Genomic DNA, 17,202 nt, shown 5'->3' with positions numbered 1-17,202 from the left:
ATGAAGGTCATCATCTGCGGCGCGGGGCAGGTCGGCTGGCAGATCGCGCGCCATCTGGCGGGCGAGAAGAACGACGTGACCGTGGTGGATTCCAACGCCGAACTGGTGCGCCGGGCGTCGGATACGCTCGATGTGCAGGGCGTGGTGGGGTTCGCCTCGCATCCGGATGTGCTGGAACGCGCGGGGGCGAAGGACTGCGACCTGATCGTTGCCGCGACCTATTCGGACGAGGTGAACATGGTCACCTGTCAGGTCGGCCATTCGGTCTTTGGTATCCCGCGCAAGATCGCCCGGCTGCGGGCGCAAAGCTATCTGGCGCCGCAATATGCGAGCCTGTATCGCCGCGAACAGATGCCGATCGACGTCGTGATCAGCCCGGAGCGCGAAGTGGCCGAAGCCGCGCTGCAACGGCTTTCGGCCCCGGCGACCTTCGACACGGAGAGCTTTCTGGGCGGCAAGGTGCAGCTTCTGGGCATCGCGCTGGAGGAAGCCTGTCCGGTGCTGAACACGCCGCTGCGGCAGTTGACGGATCTGTTCTCGACGCTGCGCGCGCTGGTGGTGGGGGTGCGCCGCGAGGGGCGGTTGTTCGCGCCGGAACCGGGGGATCAGCTGTTCGCGGGCGATCAGATCTATGTCTTTGCCTTCACCGAGGACGTGGCCCGGACGCTGGAACTGTTTGGCAAGACGACGCGGAAGCAGGAGCGGGTGGTCATCATCGGCGGCGGCAATGTCGGGCTGGGCGTGGCGCGGGCGCTGGAAACGCGCTCCGACCGGGTGCGGGCGAAGATCATCGAGCGCGATCGCCCCACCGCCGAACGCGCGGCCGATGCGTTGCAGCGCACGATCGTGCTGCATGGCGACGGGATGAGCGCGGAGCTTCTGGAAGAGGCGAATATCGAGCGTGCCGATGCCGTTCTGGCGGTGACCGATGACGACAAGACCAACATCCTTGTCGCCGTACGGGCGAAGCAGGCGGGCTGCCCGATGTCGATCGCGCTGGTGAACGATCCGACGCTGGTGCCGCTGATGGCGTCTCTGGACATCGACGCCTATATCAACCCGCGGGCGACCACGGTGTCCTCGATCCTGCGCCACATCCGCCACGGCCGGGTGCGCGAGATCTATTCGATCGGTGATGCCGAGGGCGAGGTGATCGAGGCGCAGGTTCTGGGCACCTCGTCGATGGCGGGCAAGCTGCTGCGCGAGATCGAATTCCCCGAAGGCGCGCTGATGGGGGCGGTGCAGAAGGGCGACCGGATCGTGAAGCCCGGCGGCGATACAAGGATCGAGGAGGGCGATGTGATCCTGCTTTTCGCGCTGGCGGCGGATGTGCCGGAGGTCGAGCGCCTGTTGCAGGTTTCGGTCGATTTCTTCTGATGCTGCGGGCCTTGCGCGATACACCGTTGCTGATCCAGTTGATCGGGATCGCGGCGCTGGCGATGCTGGTGCCGATGTTCCATGCGATGAGCCTGCATGATTACCGGGTGGCGCGGGTCTTTCTGTATGGCTGTCTGCTGTTCCTGTTCCTGGCGGTGTTGACGGGGCTGGCGGCGTCGTCCAATCCGGCCGGGAATTCGGGGCGGACACAGCTTCTGAACATGCTGGCGACCTTTCTGCTGCTGCCCCTGGTTCTGGCGCTGCCGTTCTACGAAGCGGTGCCCGATACCGGTCTGTTCCGTAGCTGGTGGGAGATGGTTTCCGCGCTCACCACCACGGGCGCGACGCTGTATGACCCCGAGCGGCTGGCCCCGAGCCTGCATCTGTGGCGCGCGCTGGTGGGGTGGCTCGGCGGCTTCTTCATGCTGGTGATGGCGATCGCGGTGCTGGCGCCGCTGCGGCTGGGCGGGTTCGAGATTTTCGGTGGCGGCGCGATGCTGGGGGGCGGCGCGAAGGGGGGCGAATCCCCCACCTTCTTCGATGAGGATACCGCCGAGCCCGAGGAGCGGATCCGCCATTACACCTTCGTGCTGCTGCCCGCCTATGCCGGGCTGACGGTGGCGTTGTGGCTTGGGCTGGTGCTGCTGGGCGAAGACAGCCTTGTCGCGCTGTGCCATGCGATGTCGACGCTTTCGACCTCGGGGATTTCACCGCTGCGCAGCCTTGAAAACAGCGGCGCGGGGATTCCGGGGGAGATGCTGATCTTCCTCCTGTTGATTCCCGCTTTGTCGCGCAGGCTCTGGCCCGGCGGGGGCGAGCTGCGGGCCACCGACAGGCTGCGCAACGATCCGGAACTGGTGCTGGCGGCGGCGCTGGTGGGGGCGGTGACGGTGCTGCTGTTCTTGCGGCACTGGATTGCGGCGCTGGAGATCGACACGGCGCTGTCGCCGCTGGCGGTGCTGCGTTCGGTCTGGGGATCGGCTTTCACGGCGCTGTCCTTTCTGACGACGACGGGTTTCGCCTCCGAAAGCTGGGACGATGCGCGAACCTGGTCGGGGCTCGGCACGCCGGGGCTGGTTCTGGCGGGGCTGGCGATCACCGGGGGCGGCATCGCCACCACGGCGGGCGGGGTGCGGCTGCTGCGGGTCTATGCGCTGGTGCGCCATGGCGAGCGCGAGATGAACCGGCTGATGCACCCGGCCTCGGTTTCGGGTGGCGGGCCGACGGCACGCTGGCTGCGGCGGCAGGGCGCCTATATCGCCTGGATTTCCTTCATGCTCTTCGCCATGACCATCTTGGTGGTGATGGCCGCCGCCACCCTGACCGGGCTCGATTTCGAGGCGGCGATGGTGATGACGATCTCCGCGCTGACGAATACCGGCCCGCTTGCAACCATCGCGGGCAACGCGCCGCTGCACTGGTCCGACCTGAACGACGGGGCGCAGTTCGTGTTGGCGCTCGCAATGGTTCTGGGGCGTCTGGAAACGCTGGCGATCATCGCGCTGTTCAACCCGGAGCTTTGGCGTTCCTAGCAAAGGATTGATTTTGGGGGTGGAAACTCGCCCGCTCTTGCGCATACTCTGGGAAGACGGGAGCCCCCTGGGCGGCCGCGCGACACCAACAACAATAACAATAGGCATAGATAATATGGCTGCCGACAAACAGAATCTTCAGGACGCCTTCCTGAACCACGTCCGCAAGACGAAGGTGCCGGTGACGATTTTCCTGATCAACGGGGTGAAGCTGCAAGGCGTCATCACCTGGTTCGACAATTTCTGCGTCCTGCTGCGGCGCGATGGCCAGTCGCAACTGGTCTACAAGCACGCGATCTCGACGATCATGCCGGGGCAACCGATCTCTCTGTACGAGGGCGAAGACTGAGCGATCCCGTCACCCATGCGGACAAGCCCACGCGGGCCTATGTCCTGCATCCTGATCTGAAGAACAGTGATGCGCGCCGCGAGCCGGGCTTGCGGCTTGCGGAGGCGGTGTCGCTTGCGGCGGCGCTGCCCAACCTCGATGTGGTGGGGGAGGAGGTCGTGCGCCTGCCCAAACCCCATGCCGGGCATCTGTTCGGTTCCGGCAAGGTCGAGGAGTTGAAGCAGCGGATGCGGGCGCTGGACGTCGATCTGGTGCTGATCGACGGGCCGGTGAGCCCGGTGCAGCAACGCAACCTGGAAAAGCTCTGGGGGGTGAAGCTGCTCGACCGCACCGGGCTGATCCTTGAGATTTTTGCCGACCGGGCGCGGACGCGCGAGGGCGTGTTGCAGGTCGAACTCGCCGCGCTGAGCTATCAGCGGACGCGGCTGGTGCGGGCCTGGACCCACCTTGAGCGGCAGCGCGGTGGCTTTGGCTTCGTCGGCGGCCCCGGCGAAACGCAGATCGAGGCGGACCGCCGGGCGATCGACGATCAGGTGATCCGGATCCGGCGTCAGCTGTCGAAGGTCGTGCGCACCCGCGAATTGCACCGTGCCGCCCGGCGCAAGGTGCCGTTCCCGATCGTCGCGCTGGTGGGCTATACCAACGCCGGAAAATCCACGCTGTTCAACCGGATGACCGGGGCGGATGTGCTGGCGAAGGACATGCTGTTCGCCACGCTCGACCCGACGATGCGGGGGATCACGCTGCCTTCGGGGCGCAAGGTGATCCTGTCGGATACGGTGGGGTTCATCTCTGACCTGCCGCATGAACTGGTCGCCGCCTTCCGTGCCACGCTGGAAGAGGTGCTGGAAGCCGATCTGATCCTGCATGTGCGCGACATTTCCCACCCCGAGACCGAGGAGCAGGCCGAGGATGTGGGCGAAATCCTCGAATCGCTGGGCGTGGACGAGGATGTGCCGCTGATCGAGGTCTGGAACAAGATCGACGCGCTCAGCCCGCCGCTGCGCGAGGCGCTTCTGGTGCAGGATGCGCGGCGCGCGGATATTCAGGCGGTCTCCGCGCTGACCGGGGAGGGGTTCGAGGCATTGCTGGCCGCGATCGAAACCCGGCTGGGCGAGGAGCGCCATGACGAGGTGCTGCATCTGGGCTTCGACAAAGGCCGCGAACGGGCATGGCTGCACGAACAGAACGTCGTGCGGGCGGAGACCGAGGGCAAGGACGGCTGGGAGATTCAGGTGAACTGGTCCGGCAGCCAGCGCCATCGCTTCCGCGCGCTTTAGCCGAGCGTGACGCCCAGCACGACCATCATCAGCCCGATCACCGAGACGAAGAGCGCCCCCATGTTCAGCGCCACGGCGCTGCGCAGCTTTGCCCGCAGCGCGTCGTCCGCAAGACCGGCCCGGCGTGCGCGTGCAATGGTCAGCACGCTGGCGAGGATCCCCGCGATGCCCAGCACGGAAACCAGCGCGCCCGCCCAGATCAGAGTGTCCATTCCCGTCTCCCCAACTGTCGGCATGGCCTAGCCTGCGCCGGGCGGGTTGGCAAGCAGGCGGGGTTGAAGCCGCCCCCGCGCCGGGCTACTCAGACCCCCGAGCCTTTTCCGAGGAAGAACAAGATGCCCAATGACACCGCCTATAACGTGACCGCGGACGAACTGCGCCAGTTCATCGAGCAATACGAACATCTCGAAGCCGAGAAGAAGGACATCACCGAGCAGCAGAAGGAAATCATGTCCGAGGCGAAGGGCCGGGGCTATGATACCAAGGTGATCAAGAAGATCATCGCGCTGCGCAAGCGCGACAAGGACGACATCGCCGAGGAAGAGGCGATCCTTGATATCTACAAGGCCGCGCTGAACATGATCTGAGGGCCATGCCCGCCGGGTCAGGGGTGCAGGAATGTCACCCCTGGCATGGCCGCAATCCGGGCCACATCGGCGTCATAGCCCTGGGTAATGTCCTCGACCAGTTCGTCGGTCCAGCCGGGCAGGGGCAGGTCCAGTTCCCGCGCATCGGGCAGGCTGTAGCTTTCCAGAAAGGCCGTCACGACCTTGCGCCGCTGCGCCACCGAATGCGGCGGGCGGCTGGCCAGATAGTCGCGCAGCCGCGTCAGGCCCTCGGGCGTCATGATCTGTTCGAGCATCCCGAATTCGCCCGCCAGCGGGTCGGTGGCCGCAAGCCCGGCCATCGCGCGCACCACCTCCGGCAGAATCAGCGGCATGTCCTCGTTGCACCAGATCGTCAGGCGCCGCCCCTGCGCCGCCTCGACCATCCGCGCGACGACCGGCGTCCAGGTCAGGTCGGTGGGGGACAGCCCGGCCATGATCTCGTCATAGCTGCGCCGGTGTTGGCGCGTGACCAGCGCCATCACCAGCAGCGCGGGGTTGATCAGCGCGAAGTGGAATTCGGTCTGCGCATCGGGGAACAGGTTGGCCAGCGGGCCGATCCGCTCCGCCGCCAGCGGATAGAGCCCCTCCGCTGTGATGATCCGCTCCGGCTGCGCAAGGAAATTCCCATGGCTGAGCACCAGCCTGCGCAGATCGTCCGCCTGTTCGACCGCCAGCGCATCGCAAAGCGCGGAGCTGGTTTCGGCACTGGCGGGTTGGCCCTGTAGGGCCGTAAGCGTGTCGCGCAGCACACCGCGAAAGGCGATCGGATCGGGCAGGCAGATCCCCCGCCGACGCAGCAGCCGATCGTTTTCGTGCAGGGTCCGGACCAGTTGGTCGGCATCCGTGGAATAGGCCCCGAGGTGGAACGCGACCTGCATTTCGTCATCCTTCATCGCTTGCGCGGACCATAGCGGGCGGATCCCGCCCTGGCAAATCGGTTCTACTTGCGCCCCATCCCGTGGACATGTATCGAGAAACCGGGCCGGCGTAGCTCAGTTGGTAGAGCGGCGATCTTGTAAGTCGAGGGTCGGGGGTTCAAGTCCCTCCGTCGGCACCAGAATTCCTGTAAGTCATTGGTCTCGGCCCGATGGGTCGGGGTGTCGGCGCGATGAACCGTGGCGGATTCGGACAGGGCGCCCCGGCGCGGACTGGTCCGCCGCCCTATTCCGGTGTTTCGACACTGCTCGATGCGCCTTATCGGCCCGATGCGGCGGCGGAAGATTTTTTCGGTCTGAAGGTCGCGCTGATCGGGGTGCCAGATGGATCTGGGCGTGACCAACCGGAATGGCTCGCGGTTCGGGGCGCGCGCCCTGCGTGGTGTTGAACGGATCGGCCCCTTTCATCACGTCCTGCGCACCGTGCCGTTGACGGAACTTGCGGTCGCGGATGTAGCTGACGTTATGTTCCGCAGCCGGTCTTGCCTGACGCCTCGACCGAGGACATTCAAGCCTATTATCGCCATGTCGCGGCCAGCGGTGTAACGTCGGTGGTGCCATTCGATAAGCTGTCCGATCCAGAAGGCGCTTTTGGCACGGGGCGATCCAGATCGACGCGCATTGCGATACGGCTGGCCCCTATGAGGAGCAGAGGTTTCATCATGGCGTGCCGTTCTGAATGGCGTGCTTGATTCCAGGCGCGTGGTTCAGATCAGCATTCGGGGCGGCGGGGAATACCTGTGGGAATTCTCCTATGCGTCCGGCATGACGCTGATACTGATCAGCATTGGTGGCATGGTGAGGCGAGAAATCCAAGCAGGTACCAGAATGGGCAATGAAAGCCTCTGTTTGCAAAGCTGTGGGCTCGCGTTAGAAACGCTGCCTTAGCTCGCCCTTCGAATAATCGCATAAGTCATCCTGTAACATATGATCCCCTCAACAGGGAAGATTCGCGTCATACTCCAAGGCCGCACTCATGGGGTCAACGCCCTCTCTATGGATGAACTTACCCATATGGTGATGGCGTCGGAATATCCAAGTGAAAGATGCGATCCCGAAATTCCGGCCCGATCATGCCTGGGAGGATAGGGGCGTCAGGTTTGCTTCTACGTTGAAGCCAATCCGCGAAAGGCGCGAATAGTGATCATTACGGGATTGCGCGCATCGCCGATCGAACCATTGCCTGCCGGAGAAAACCGGGAACCTCGGCGAACCGGGCGCCCGATATACGCTGCTCTTCGGTGTGATTGCGTGGCGCTCCCCCGCCCGGATCTTGCGGAACAGCGCCCTCTTGTCGCATCAAACCCCACCGAAATCCTCAGGTTAAAATCCCCAAGAAAATAACTCAACTATATGAAATTAAAAAGAAAAACTTGACGCCATCCGCCGGGGTTCCTATATGTCCCTCAAGAGACAGCGAGCCAGCCGAAAGCCAGCGAGCCAGCCGAAAGCCAGCGAGCCAGCCGAAAGCCAGCGAGCCAGCCGAAAGCCAGCGAGCGATCCACAACAGCCAGCCAGGAGATCATCATGGCCCATAATTGCAGCGCCTGTGCGTTCTATGAAAACCATGCCGCCAACTCCGGAAGCCAGCTTTCCGATGCCGGTCTGTGCCGCGCCAATCCGCCTGTCACCCAGAAGGACGCTGACAGTCGCGGCTATTGGCCGGTTGTCAAGCCGAATGACTGGTGCGGGGAATTCGCGACCAAATTCGCTGCCGAATAATCCGCAGAAGATATGTTTGCAGAAGGCAGCCTTTGGGCTGCCTTTTGACGTTTGGACGCGTTTTCTGCCCCTAACTATCAGTCCGTTTCCTGTCGGGAGAGTGCACGACCGCCTTCGGGGCGTCCTTGCCATGGGCCGGGGATACAGGCCGGTGCTTCGGCCTCGGCGCGCCCTGTCGGGGCCACCCCGGCGCCGCGTTGTGCACCGCGCCGCGCTCATCCCATGAGCGCCTTTCGCAGCATGTTTCCTGCGAGCAGGAGGATGGTGCAGGCGAAGACGGTGCGCAGCTGCGCCGGGCTGAGCCGATGCACCATCTTCACACCGATCTCCCCGAACACCAGTTGCAACTGGTCCGAATGATAGCCCATCGCGCCGAAGACATAGAACAGCGCGGGCACGAGGATGATCCCCCCGCCCACGCCCAGAAGCCCCGATATGATCCCCGCCAACCCCCCGGCAACCGCGATCACCGCAAGCAGGAGCATCATGCCGGTGCCTTGCCCACCGCGATATCGGCGAAGACCCCGGTCATGCCCAGCAGCGCCTGCCGCATCAGCGGCTTCAGGACATGTTCGTTCGGCGCGTGCTGGTTGCAGCCCGCATAGCTGTGCGGCACCCAGATCGTCGGCAGCGCCAGCACTTCGGCAAAACAGTCGTTCGGCAGCGACCCGCCGAGGTTCGGCAGCAGATGCGGCGCGAAGCCCGTCGTCTGTTCCAGCGACCGGGCGGTGAAGCGCACCCAGGGGTGATCCGGGTCGAGCCGCGTCGCCGGGAAGGTGCCCCGGTCGGCGGCGATGACCTGCACCGCGCCGAAGCCCCGGGCCGCCAGATGGCGCCGCAGCGCGGGAACGATGTCGTCCGGATCGGTGCCGACCACATAGCGCAACTGACAGGTCGCGCGGGCATGGCCGGCGATGGCGTTCACCGGCGCCTCGGGCACGCCGGATTTCATCGCCAGAACGGCGAAGCTGTTCCAGCCGAAGACGCGCTCCGCCGGGGTCAGGCTTTCTTCGCCCCAGTCGGGGTCGAGCGTGATCCCCGCCTCGACCGGCGGCAGGACGGAGAGCACCTCGCGGATGCGCGGGGTCAGGCTGTCGGGGCGCCATTCGGGGATCAGGATCTGCCCCCGCGCATCGGTGATCGTGGCCAGCGCATGGGCCAGAATGATCGACGGGTCCGCGATCAGCCCGCCGAAATTGCCCGAATGATGCGCGCCGTCGCGCAGATCGACCAGCAGATCGAAGGTCACGCCGCCACGCGAGCCGGTGAAGATCGTCGGCCGTTCGGGCGACAGCCGCGGCCCGTCCGAAGCGATCAGGACATCCGATTTCAGCAGATCGCGCTGTTCGGCACAGAACTGTTTCAGCCCGGGCGATCCCGCCTCTTCGCCCATTTCGATCAGGATTTTCGCGTTGAACCCCAGCTTTCCCTGTGCCGCGATCAGCGCGGAGAAGGCGCGCAGGTTGACGAGGTGTTGCCCCTTGTTATCCGCCGCGCCCCGGCCATAAAGGCGATCACCTTCCTCGGTCAGGGTAAACGGGGCAAGCCCCGCGCGCCACTGGCCCTCCTGCGCGCGCACCACATCGCCATGGCCATAGGTCAGCACCGTCAGCGCCGAAGGATCCTCGATCCGCTCCGCCGTCAGCAGCGGCCCGGCCCCCGTGACGGGATTGTCATGGATCCGCCAGACAAAGCCCATCTCCTCCAGCATCGGCACCATATGGCCGGTCAGGTAGTCCATCAGATGGGGCCCGCCCCGCGGATCCTGGCTTTCGCTCGGAACGGCGACCAGCGCCGCCAGTTCGCGTGCAAAACCGCCCGCGTCGAAATAGGTCGCGCTATGGCTCAGCGCCGCGTCACGGATGCTCATCTCGTCCTCGATTCTGCGGGAATGTCTGGGGGGGCGGCACCGTAGGGAGCGGCAGGCGAAGGCGTCATGCCGCGCCCTCCGCAGGGGGAAGGGCAGAGCCTGCGGATTGCGGCCACCATCGCCACGCGCAAGGTCGCCTCGACAACCGACGATTACGCGGGTGGGGTGGCGGAGGGGATCCTCGAACCGATCGCGGTCGAGGGGCTCGCGCCCGGCGCGCATGCCTGCACCGTCGCCACCAATGCGCTCCTGGAGGGCGCGCTGATCATCACCGAGGGTTTCCGCGACGTGCTGGAGATGCGGCGCATCCGGGTGCTGCGATGTCATGATCCGCTTTACGAAAGGCCCCCGCGCTCAGCCCGCGGAAATGGCGTTTCGAGGTCACGGAGCGGATGGGTTGCCGCGGCAATGTCCGGACTCCGCGGAACGAGGCGGGGGTGATGGTGGCTATCCGCGCGGGGGCTGCCCGCTGCATTCCTACGCCAATCCGGCGCATGAATGCCGTATCGGCGCGCTTCTGGCCGAACACCTGCCGGGGGTCTTCGTGTCGCTTTCGGTCGATGTGCTGTCCGAGATCCGGGACTATGAGCGGACCTCGATCACGGTGATCGGCTCCTGCGTCGGGCAGCCGGTGAAGGGGTATCTCGACTCGTTCAGCAGCCGGCTGGTCGGCCTGCCCGACGGCACCTGTCGCATATCGGTGGGCTGGGCGAAGATCCGGAGCCGATCGGCATCTGCGTGACGCCGGAGATCTAGGGCGATACGATCACGGGGGATTGCACCGGCTCCTGACCGCAGGTCAAGGGGGGCATGAACACGCCGCTGCCCTTTACCAGGGCTTCATACTGCGCTGCGCTCGGATATCCCGAATTGCCACGGGTTCGAGCGGGTGATGACGGTGAGCGCGCCGAAGGGCACGGTGGTCAATTCCATCCTGTCGCACCGGCTACCGGGTGATCGACGCGATGTTCGGCGCGCTGGCACCGGTGCAGGCCATAGGCGGGTTCGTTCCGGAATACGTCCAGCCCCGCCAGTTGCCCCGAGGCCAGCGCGCCGATCGGCGCCTCTTTGTCCACCAGGCTGCCGCGCGCGGGATTGACGAAGATCGCCGCGGGTTTCATCCGGGCGAAACGTGCGCCGGGGAGGTTCAGGCTGAGCGTATCCGCGCAGGCGATCAGCGCGTCGAGATCGGAGACATAATCCGTACCGGCCTCAGGCGGAGGCGGTTGTGACAGGCGATCCGCATGCCGAAGGCGCGGGCACGATGGGCGACGGCCCGCCCGATCCGGCCCATACCGACGATGCCGGGCAAGATCCTTGCCCAGCATCTCGTTCAGCGCAAAGCCGCGCGGCCAGCCGTCCTCCATGACCCGGGCATAGTCCCGCGCCCGGCATCGGCAGCAGCGTCATGTCGGCTTTGGCGCGGGGGAGAACATCGGATCACTGCAATGCCGTGGCGGGCGGCCGCGCTGGTCATGCCCCACGGAACATGTGGCGATCAGCCGGCTGCCTCGGGGCGGGATGCTGCGACGCCCTTTGGCTCAGCTTGTCACGGGACGGAGCCGCCCCTGAGCCACGCGGGATCAACCGTTGCGTGGGCGGTCAGGGGGAGAAAGCGCGGCGTATGACGGCGCCCGCGCCGCGCTATAGGCCCCGCGCCGCAACAGGATCCGGTCCGACTGTGGCCGCGCGATCAACTGGTCCATACTCCAGGCGTCGAAGATCATCAGATCGGCCGGGCGCCCGGCGGCGATGCTGCCGGCAGCGAGGCCGGTGATCGCGGCGGGCACCGGCCCCGCCAGCGCGGGCGCATCGGCGAAGGGGTGGTCGAGATGCAGGATCCGCACCGCCTGCCGCCAAGTGTCCAGCATATCACCGTCGCCATAGGCGTGGAATGGGTCGCGGGTATTGTCGCCCGCCACGGCGACCGGCACGCCCGCCGCGCGCAATTCCTGGACCGGCATCACCCCGCGCCAGCGCGGCGTGCGCCCGGCCCGACGGTCCTGAAGATACATGTTCACGGTCGGCAGCGTGACCAGCGACAGCCCGGCCTCGGCCACCAGCGCGATCACCTGCGCGGCCTCACGCTCGGGCAGGAGCGCCAGCGAACAGCAATGGCCGCAGGTCACCCGGCCCTGATAGCCGTGCCGGATCGCCGCGCGGGCGACATGGGGCAGGGCATCGGCCTCGGCGGCCTCGTCGACATGCAGATCGACATCCAGATCCCGTTCGCGCGCCAGCGTGAACAGCCGGTCGAGCAGCGCGTCGATGTCATCGAGCCCGCCGCCATGCGTGCCCCCCGTCGCCCGGGTGACGCCGCCCAGAAGCCCGCCCTTCGCTGCGACCAGATCGGCCAGTTGCACCGCGTAATCGCCGCGATAGGCATCGAGCGGCACCAGCGCCACCCCTTGCAGCGCCACCCTGTCCGACCAGCGCGCGCAGATCGTGTCGAAGGCGCCCCATGTGGTTTCGCCCTGACCCTCGTGGCTGTCCAGATGGGTGCGGATCGCGGCGACGCCATGCGCCTCGGCACAGGCAAGGGCGAAGTCCATCCGCCGCAGTAGGTCTTCGCGGGTCCAATGCGCGATCCGGTCGCGGGTCGTGGCCTCGCGCGCGCCGGGATGGGTGCCGCCCGAATCCGGCGCGCGGCCAAGGATATGCCCCTTGTCGAGATGGGCGTGCATGTCGATCAGCATCGGCCAGACATGCCGCCCCGCCAGATCATGGCCCGTATCGCCGGGCGCGGTCACCGCCACCACCACGCCATCCGCGATCCGGATATCCACCAGCGCGGTGCCATCCGCCGCCACCGGAACGCCCGCGGGCGCCCCCCCGGCCAGCAGGCACACCGGCACCCGCGCATGGTGCAGCACCAGCGCCCCGCGCCCCGTCATCATCTTCAGGTTGTTCATGGTCTTGTCCGATCCGCCGGATCAGGGGGTCTCGGACCCGCCGAAATGATCCAGCACGAATTGCATGAAGCGGCTCGCCGCAGGCGAGAGCGAACCGCGCGAACGATGCACGAGGCTGAGCCGCTGCCGCCCCGCCGCGCCGATCAGCGGCAGGAAGGCAAGGTCGCCGTCGCGCAGTTCCTGATCCACGTCGACGCGGTTCAGGAAGGTGACATGGGCCGACTGCCGGACCAGGCGCTTCATCAGCTCCATCGAATTGGTCTCGACCGCGGGCACGACCGCGACATTCGCCGGGGCGAGCTTGTCGATCAGGTCGCGCAGCGAGGAGGTTTTATCCGCCAGCACCAGCGGGTAGTTCAGGCAATCCGCCACCCGCACAGATTTCTTCAGCACCAGCGGATGTTCCTTCGCCACCACGGCGCCCAGACGGTGCTGGAACTCTGCCGCGCGCTGAAGCCGGCTGTCCTGCGGCAGGTTGTAGGCCAGCGCGATCTCCGCCGTGCCCGAGGCGACCATCTCCGTCACCCCGGCGCGGTCGCCGACCATGATCCGCAGGCTGACCAGCGGATGCGCCTCGCGATAGGCGGCGACGACATCGGCCAGCCGCCCGGCGGCGAGCGTCGCCATCGTCGCGATCGCCACCTCGCCCCGGCTGAGCCCGCGCAGCGACTGGATCTGTGCCCGCATCCGGTCATGGGCGCGCAGCGTTTCCCGGATATGGGCGAGCAGCAATTCCCCGGTCGAGGTCAGCTTCAGCCCGCGCGGCAGCCGTTCAAAGATCGGCGCGCCGAGTTCGGTTTCCAGCTCGATCACATGGCGGTTGATCGCCGAGGCCGCGATATGCAGCTCCTTCGCCGCCTTGCGGATCGAGCCCTGCCGGGCGATTTCGTCGATGTAGCGCAGCGCGCGTCCGTGCAGCATGGTCCTTCCGGGATCTGTCGGCGTCACGATGCCATCCGGAAGGACCATCTTCAACGCCTCACTTCTTCGCGAAATTGGCGTTGATGCGCATGGTCAGGTAATCGCCCGCGGTCATCGGCTCGTATTTGCCCAAGGGGCCGACCATCAGCGCATCGCGGTTCGCCTGGCAGAAGAACGGCAGCGACAGGCGGCGCCCCATATATTCGCCCTCATGCGGCATCCGCACCCGGTGCAGCGTCGATTGCAGCTGATCGTCCGACCAGCGCATCAGCATGTCGCCGATGTTGCAGGTGATATAGCCCTTCTGCGGCGGCACATCGGTCCAGGCGCCAGAGGCGGCATCCTTGCCCGGGCAGACCTGCAAACCGCCTTCGCCTTCTTTCTGGTGCAGGATCGTCAGCACGTCGAAATCGGAATGCGCCCCGGCACGCCATGCCTTGAAATCCTCGGGCTTGGCGTCTTCCATCGACATGTAATGGATCATCCGCAGCGTGGATTGATACTGATCCGAGTCCGGATCATGCGCCTTGGTAAAGAAATCCTCGGCGAAACCCATCTTCAGCGCGAAGCAGGACAGGATCCGCATCCCGAGTTCCCAGTTCTGCCGCTCGAATTTCAGCGCCTTTTCGCGGAAGCCGGGGAACTCTTCCTCGGTCGGCCATTTCCCCTCCATCAGCGGGCGGGTGACCTGATAGCTTTCCTTGTTGTCGGGCGTGCCGGTCGAGGGGCGCACCTGTGCCTTGAACTCCCAGCCCGCGTTGACGCCCTTCGGCATCGGATATTGCGCCTTCACCTCGGTCGGCAGTTCAAAGAAATCCCAGGCGTTGTCGAAGGCCGCGTCGATGTCTTCTTGCGGGATGCCGTGGTTGTAAACCTGAAAAAAGCCGATACCGGTCGAGGCTTCCCACAGCGCATCCGCGATCTCCTGCTTGCGGTTGTCGAAATCCGACAGGTCGATCGCGGGCACCGCGCGGGCAATGGTGGTGCCTTCGCCGCCGATGGTGGCTTCCTTGTTCAGTTCGGCAAGGGCATAGTCTTTCTGGGTCATGGTCGTCTCCTTGGGGTTGAGGAGCAATGTCCGGGCGCACCCGACCGCTTCTACTCCGGGGGAAATGGGGTCAGCCTTTGCGCGGCAGGCTCCAGGGGAACAGCAGCCGTTGCGCCAGCACGACCGCCTGAAACAGGATCAGCGACATCGCAGCCAGCACGATCAGCCCGGCCCAGGCCTGCGGCAGCTTGAACAGCGAGGTCGAGAACTGGATGAAATAGCCCACCCCGGCATCCGAGGCGCAGAACTCCGCCACCACCGCGCCGATCACCGCCAGCGTGATCGAGATCTTCAGCGCCGAGAAGATATAGGGCACAGCGAAGGGCAGGCGGATCTGCGTCATCTCGCGAAAGCCCGAGGCGCGCAGCGAGCGGGACAGTTCGATCAGTTCGGGCGGTGTCGCGGCAAGGCCCGTCGCGGTCGAAACCACCATCGGGAAGAAGGTGATGAGCGTGGTGATCACGATCCGCGGCGCATCGCCCGCGCCCAGCACCACGATGATGATCGGCGCGATGGCGACGACCGGCGTCGATTGCACCACCACCAGCAGCGGATAGAGCGTGCGCGACAGGAAGGGCGAGCGCATCATGATCACGGCAAGGGGGATCGCCACCAGGATCGACAGGCCGAAGCCCAGCAGCGCGACCCGCAGCGTTGCCCAGATATGCAGCGCCCAGCGGCTGGCCGGGATCGCCGCGAAGGAGCCGAAGATCGCCGAGGGCGCGGGCAGCAGGAAGGACGGGATCGCGAGGAGCCGAACCACCGCCTCCCAGATCAGCACGACGACAACCAGTGTCGCGACGGTGGACAGGCCGGGCAGGCGGCCGATCTGGCGCAGCCAGGCGGAGCGGTCGGAGGGGCGAAGCTCCATCTCAGGCCGCCTCCGGCCGGAGGAGGAGGTCGCGCAGATGGGCGGCGAGGTCATTGATCGCGGGATCCTTCATGGTTTCCGGCCCGCGCGGACGGCCCGCCGGCACCGGGATTTCGGTCAGCACCGTGCCCGGCCGTCCGGTCATCACCAGAACCCGGTCGGCCAGCAGCGCGGCTTCGGAGACGGAATGGGTGATGAAAACCACCGTCTTTGGCCGTTTCGCGAAGATGTCCAGCAGGTCGAACCCCATCACCTCGCGCGTCAGCGCATCCAGCGCGGAAAACGGTTCGTCCATCAGCAGGATGTCCGGGTCCATATGCAGCGCCCGGGCAATGCCCACCCGCTGCTGCATGCCGCCCGAAAGCTCGTCCGGCAGGCGCTTGCCGAAACCCTCCAGCCCGACCATCTGCAACAGATCCCGCGCCCGGTCGCGATCCGCCGCGCTGACCCGGCCGCGTTTGTGGCGCACCGGGAAGGTCACGTTGTCCTCGACCGTCGCCCAGGGCAGCAGCGTCGGCTTCTGGAACACGATGCCGATATCCTCGCGCGGGCCGCTGACCGGCAGGCCGAAGACCGCGACCTCGCCGCGCGTCGGTGTCAGCAGCCCCGCGATCATTCGCAGGATCGTCGATTTGCCGCAGCCCGAGGGGCCGAGCACGGCGAGGAATTCATGCCGGGCGACCTCGAAGCTGACATCGCGCAGCGCCTCGGTCTGGCCGGAGCGGGTGTCGAATACCTGCCCCGCGCGGGTGAAACGGATGGCCGGGGTGGGCTGCATGTCAGTTCCCCGGGATGAAGGCGCGGGTGACGGTCTTTTCGGCGTCATAGCTGGCCGGGTCGATCCCCTGTGCCGCCGACACGCGCGCCCAGGTTTCCGCGAGCCGCCCGGGTTCGAAAACGCCCAGCCCGTCCTTCTCCGTCACCTCGTTGAAGATCAGCGGCAGCGTATCGTTGAGCGAGCCCTGCACATCCTCGGACCCCAGTTCCGCCACCAGCGCGGTCACCGAGCGCGCGGCCTCGGCCGGGTTGTCCTGCGCGAACTGCATCGACTTGCGGAAGGCCGCCACGAAGCGGCGCGCGACATCGGGCCGATTGGCGAGGAAATCGTCATTCGCGATCAGCGAGGCGGAGTAAAGGTTCAGCCCCGCCGTCGACCATGGCAGCGCCTGGATCTCCTTCCCGGCCTCCTTGCCCTGATTGGTGTAGCGGGTCAGGTCCGTCATCCAGGCGATGATGCCATCGACCTGCCCGGTCATCAGCATCGGCCCGAGCGCGCCGGGATCGGCCTTGATCACCTTCACCTCGTCCTCCGGCACTCCGGCATCCTTCAGCACGAGCGGCAGGAACACGTTCGAGGAGGTGAAGGGAGAGGTGGCGATCGCCTTGCCCTTCACCTCCGCCACGCTGTCGAAGCCGCTGCCCTTGACGGTGTAGAAGGCATGCGGCCCCTTGTTGAAGATCGACAGCACGGCGGTGATGCCCACGCCCTCCCGTGCCTTCGCCGCCATCAGCGCACCGATGTCCGACACGCCGATATCCGACGACCCGGCCGAAAGCCGCGAGATCGCATCGGTGGAGCCCCGCCCCGGCGCGATCGTCACCTCGATCCCGGCATCGGCGCAGAACCCCTGCGCGATGCAGACGTAGATCGGCGCCTTGTCGCCGCCGGGCAGCCAGTCGAGTTGATAGGTAACCTTGTCGGCGGCAAGGGCAGGCGCGGTCAGCGTGGCGAGCGCAAGAACAGGGGCGGCGAGCCGTTGGGGCAGCATGGCGAGAC

21 protein-coding genes and 1 tRNA gene are annotated in these 17,202 nt (G+C 66.0%); 11 read left to right on the top strand and 11 right to left on the bottom strand.

Features of this window, described 5'->3' with window-relative positions; genetic code table 11:
* The 4 genes from trkA (at nt 1) to hflX (ending at nt 4,538) form a co-directional block, all read left to right on the top strand.
* Nucleotides 1-1,377, top strand: coding sequence for a Trk system potassium transporter TrkA (gene trkA, locus QM789_RS12290; RefSeq protein ID WP_420352180.1), 1,377 nt, complete (start codon nt 1-3; stop codon nt 1,375-1,377).
* Nucleotides 1,377-2,909, top strand: a complete 1,533-nt coding sequence (locus tag QM789_RS12285; RefSeq protein WP_420352179.1) for a potassium transporter TrkG — start codon at nt 1,377-1,379, stop codon at nt 2,907-2,909. Before trkA ends, QM789_RS12285 begins: the two co-directional genes overlap by 1 nt.
* Before the next feature lie 115 nt (nt 2,910-3,024).
* Entirely contained in the window at nt 3,025-3,258 is a 234-nt protein-coding gene (gene hfq / locus QM789_RS12280; protein WP_107323454.1) for an RNA chaperone Hfq, read from the top strand.
* On the top strand, nt 3,255-4,538 hold the full coding sequence (hflX, locus tag QM789_RS12275; RefSeq protein WP_420353305.1) for a GTPase HflX: 1,284 nt from the start codon (nt 3,255-3,257) through the stop codon (nt 4,536-4,538). Before hfq ends, hflX begins: the two co-directional genes overlap by 4 nt.
* On the opposite strand, the gene QM789_RS12270 is transcribed toward hflX, so the two are convergent.
* Nucleotides 4,535-4,750: a hypothetical protein gene (locus QM789_RS12270; RefSeq protein ID WP_420352178.1), complete on the bottom strand. Its 216-nt coding sequence runs from the start codon at nt 4,748-4,750 to the stop codon at nt 4,535-4,537. The genes hflX and QM789_RS12270 overlap by 4 nt on opposite strands.
* A gap of 123 nt (nt 4,751-4,873) precedes the next feature.
* Here QM789_RS12270 and QM789_RS12265 point away from each other — a divergent pair, with 123 nt between their 5' ends.
* Nucleotides 4,874-5,125: a DUF2312 domain-containing protein gene (locus QM789_RS12265; protein WP_420352177.1), complete on the top strand. Its 252-nt coding sequence runs from the start codon at nt 4,874-4,876 to the stop codon at nt 5,123-5,125.
* 17 nt (nt 5,126-5,142) lie between these two features.
* Here the strand turns inward: QM789_RS12265 and QM789_RS12260 are convergent, their stop codons facing one another.
* A complete protein-coding gene (locus QM789_RS12260; protein WP_420352176.1) occupies nt 5,143-6,024 on the bottom strand; it encodes a hypothetical protein in 882 nt (293 codons plus the stop codon).
* Between the two features lie 103 nt (nt 6,025-6,127).
* Between QM789_RS12260 and QM789_RS12255 the strand changes: the two genes are divergently transcribed.
* The 4 genes from QM789_RS12255 (at nt 6,128) to QM789_RS12240 (ending at nt 7,803) form a co-directional block, all read left to right on the top strand.
* A tRNA-Thr gene (locus tag QM789_RS12255) sits at nt 6,128-6,203 on the top strand.
* Nucleotides 6,204-6,405: 202 nt separating this feature from the next.
* Entirely contained in the window at nt 6,406-6,627 is a 222-nt protein-coding gene (locus QM789_RS12250; protein ID WP_420352175.1) for a hypothetical protein, read from the top strand.
* A 58-nt stretch (nt 6,628-6,685) separates the two neighbouring features.
* The gene (locus QM789_RS12245; RefSeq protein ID WP_420353304.1) at nt 6,686-6,760 is read left to right on the top strand and encodes a hypothetical protein; all 75 of its coding nucleotides are present in this window, start codon (nt 6,686-6,688) and stop codon (nt 6,758-6,760) included.
* 848 nt (nt 6,761-7,608) lie between these two features.
* Entirely contained in the window at nt 7,609-7,803 is a 195-nt protein-coding gene (locus tag QM789_RS12240; protein ID WP_420352174.1) for a hypothetical protein, read from the top strand.
* Between the two features lie 215 nt (nt 7,804-8,018).
* Here the strand turns inward: QM789_RS12240 and QM789_RS12235 are convergent, their stop codons facing one another.
* Both QM789_RS12235 and QM789_RS12230 read right to left on the bottom strand, forming a co-directional pair.
* Nucleotides 8,019-8,291, bottom strand: a complete 273-nt coding sequence (locus tag QM789_RS12235; protein WP_420352173.1) for a hypothetical protein — start codon at nt 8,289-8,291, stop codon at nt 8,019-8,021.
* The gene (locus QM789_RS12230) at nt 8,288-9,673 is read right to left on the bottom strand and encodes a M20 family metallopeptidase (protein ID WP_420352172.1); all 1,386 of its coding nucleotides are present in this window, start codon (nt 9,671-9,673) and stop codon (nt 8,288-8,290) included. The genes QM789_RS12235 and QM789_RS12230 overlap by 4 nt, the downstream gene beginning before the upstream one ends.
* A gap of 66 nt (nt 9,674-9,739) precedes the next feature.
* Here QM789_RS12230 and QM789_RS12225 point away from each other — a divergent pair, with 66 nt between their 5' ends.
* Both QM789_RS12225 and QM789_RS12220 read left to right on the top strand, forming a co-directional pair.
* Nucleotides 9,740-10,114 carry a hydantoinase/oxoprolinase N-terminal domain-containing protein gene (locus tag QM789_RS12225; RefSeq protein ID WP_420352171.1) on the top strand — a complete coding sequence of 125 codons (375 nt, stop codon included), beginning with the start codon at nt 9,740-9,742 and terminating at the stop codon, nt 10,112-10,114.
* Complete coding sequence (locus QM789_RS12220; RefSeq protein WP_420352170.1) at nt 10,071-10,415, top strand: hypothetical protein; 345 nt, start codon at nt 10,071-10,073, stop codon at nt 10,413-10,415. The genes QM789_RS12225 and QM789_RS12220 overlap by 44 nt, the downstream gene beginning before the upstream one ends.
* A 181-nt stretch (nt 10,416-10,596) precedes the next feature.
* On the opposite strand, the gene QM789_RS12215 is transcribed toward QM789_RS12220, so the two are convergent.
* The 7 genes from QM789_RS12215 to QM789_RS12185 all read right to left on the bottom strand — a co-directional run bounded on the left by QM789_RS12215 (nt 10,597) and on the right by QM789_RS12185 (nt 17,194).
* Nucleotides 10,597-10,908, bottom strand: a complete 312-nt coding sequence (locus tag QM789_RS12215) for an NAD(P)-dependent oxidoreductase (RefSeq protein WP_420353303.1) — start codon at nt 10,906-10,908, stop codon at nt 10,597-10,599.
* A 348-nt stretch (nt 10,909-11,256) separates the two neighbouring features.
* Nucleotides 11,257-12,585: a cytosine deaminase gene (locus QM789_RS12210; RefSeq protein WP_420352169.1), complete on the bottom strand. Its 1,329-nt coding sequence runs from the start codon at nt 12,583-12,585 to the stop codon at nt 11,257-11,259.
* A gap of 21 nt (nt 12,586-12,606) precedes the next feature.
* Entirely contained in the window at nt 12,607-13,506 is a 900-nt protein-coding gene (locus QM789_RS12205) for a LysR family transcriptional regulator (RefSeq protein WP_420352168.1), read from the bottom strand.
* 58 nt (nt 13,507-13,564) lie between these two features.
* Entirely contained in the window at nt 13,565-14,554 is a 990-nt protein-coding gene (locus QM789_RS12200) for an isopenicillin N synthase family dioxygenase (protein ID WP_420352167.1), read from the bottom strand.
* A gap of 70 nt (nt 14,555-14,624) precedes the next feature.
* On the bottom strand, nt 14,625-15,425 hold the full coding sequence (locus QM789_RS12195; RefSeq protein ID WP_420352166.1) for an ABC transporter permease: 801 nt from the start codon (nt 15,423-15,425) through the stop codon (nt 14,625-14,627).
* Nucleotide 15,426: 1 nt separating this feature from the next.
* Entirely contained in the window at nt 15,427-16,203 is a 777-nt protein-coding gene (locus QM789_RS12190; RefSeq protein ID WP_420352165.1) for an ABC transporter ATP-binding protein, read from the bottom strand.
* A gap of 1 nt (nt 16,204) precedes the next feature.
* Nucleotides 16,205-17,194 (bottom strand): ABC transporter substrate-binding protein, encoded by a 990-nt coding sequence (locus tag QM789_RS12185; protein ID WP_420352164.1) that lies wholly within the window; start codon nt 17,192-17,194, stop codon nt 16,205-16,207.
* Nucleotides 17,195-17,202: the final 8 nt, after the last annotated feature.

The sequence above is a fragment of the Paenirhodobacter sp. genome (genome assembly GCF_047600745.1).
Classification (GTDB): Bacteria; Pseudomonadota; Alphaproteobacteria; order Rhodobacterales; family Rhodobacteraceae; genus Rhodobacter.
Note: the sequence above shows the minus strand (reverse complement) of the source record. Positions and strands in the feature narration are given on the sequence as shown.

Excerpts from the sequence above, each read along its gene's own strand:
- trkA (WP_420352180.1), top strand. The coding sequence starts at position 1 with ATGAAGGTCATCATCTGCGGCGCGGGGCAGGTCGGCTGGCAGATCGCG.
- QM789_RS12285 (WP_420352179.1), top strand. The coding sequence starts at position 1,377 with ATGCTGCGGGCCTTGCGCGATACACCGTTGCTGATCCAGTTGATCGGG.
- hfq (WP_107323454.1), top strand. The coding sequence starts at position 3,025 with ATGGCTGCCGACAAACAGAATCTTCAGGACGCCTTCCTGAACCACGTC.
- QM789_RS12270 (WP_420352178.1), bottom strand. The coding sequence starts at position 4,750 with ATGGACACTCTGATCTGGGCGGGCGCGCTGGTTTCCGTGCTGGGCATC.
- QM789_RS12265 (WP_420352177.1), top strand. The coding sequence starts at position 4,874 with ATGCCCAATGACACCGCCTATAACGTGACCGCGGACGAACTGCGCCAG.
- QM789_RS12260 (WP_420352176.1), bottom strand. The coding sequence starts at position 6,024 with ATGCAGGTCGCGTTCCACCTCGGGGCCTATTCCACGGATGCCGACCAA.
- QM789_RS12250 (WP_420352175.1), top strand. The coding sequence starts at position 6,406 with ATGGATCTGGGCGTGACCAACCGGAATGGCTCGCGGTTCGGGGCGCGC.
- QM789_RS12240 (WP_420352174.1), top strand. The coding sequence starts at position 7,609 with ATGGCCCATAATTGCAGCGCCTGTGCGTTCTATGAAAACCATGCCGCC.
- QM789_RS12235 (WP_420352173.1), bottom strand. The coding sequence starts at position 8,291 with ATGATGCTCCTGCTTGCGGTGATCGCGGTTGCCGGGGGGTTGGCGGGG.
- QM789_RS12230 (WP_420352172.1), bottom strand. The coding sequence starts at position 9,673 with ATGAGCATCCGTGACGCGGCGCTGAGCCATAGCGCGACCTATTTCGAC.
- QM789_RS12225 (WP_420352171.1), top strand. The coding sequence starts at position 9,740 with ATGCCGCGCCCTCCGCAGGGGGAAGGGCAGAGCCTGCGGATTGCGGCC.
- QM789_RS12210 (WP_420352169.1), bottom strand. The coding sequence starts at position 12,585 with ATGAACAACCTGAAGATGATGACGGGGCGCGGGGCGCTGGTGCTGCAC.
- QM789_RS12205 (WP_420352168.1), bottom strand. The coding sequence starts at position 13,506 with ATGCTGCACGGACGCGCGCTGCGCTACATCGACGAAATCGCCCGGCAG.
- QM789_RS12200 (WP_420352167.1), bottom strand. The coding sequence starts at position 14,554 with ATGACCCAGAAAGACTATGCCCTTGCCGAACTGAACAAGGAAGCCACC.
- QM789_RS12195 (WP_420352166.1), bottom strand. The coding sequence starts at position 15,425 with ATGGAGCTTCGCCCCTCCGACCGCTCCGCCTGGCTGCGCCAGATCGGC.
- QM789_RS12190 (WP_420352165.1), bottom strand. The coding sequence starts at position 16,203 with ATGCAGCCCACCCCGGCCATCCGTTTCACCCGCGCGGGGCAGGTATTC.
- QM789_RS12185 (WP_420352164.1), bottom strand. The coding sequence starts at position 17,194 with ATGCTGCCCCAACGGCTCGCCGCCCCTGTTCTTGCGCTCGCCACGCTG.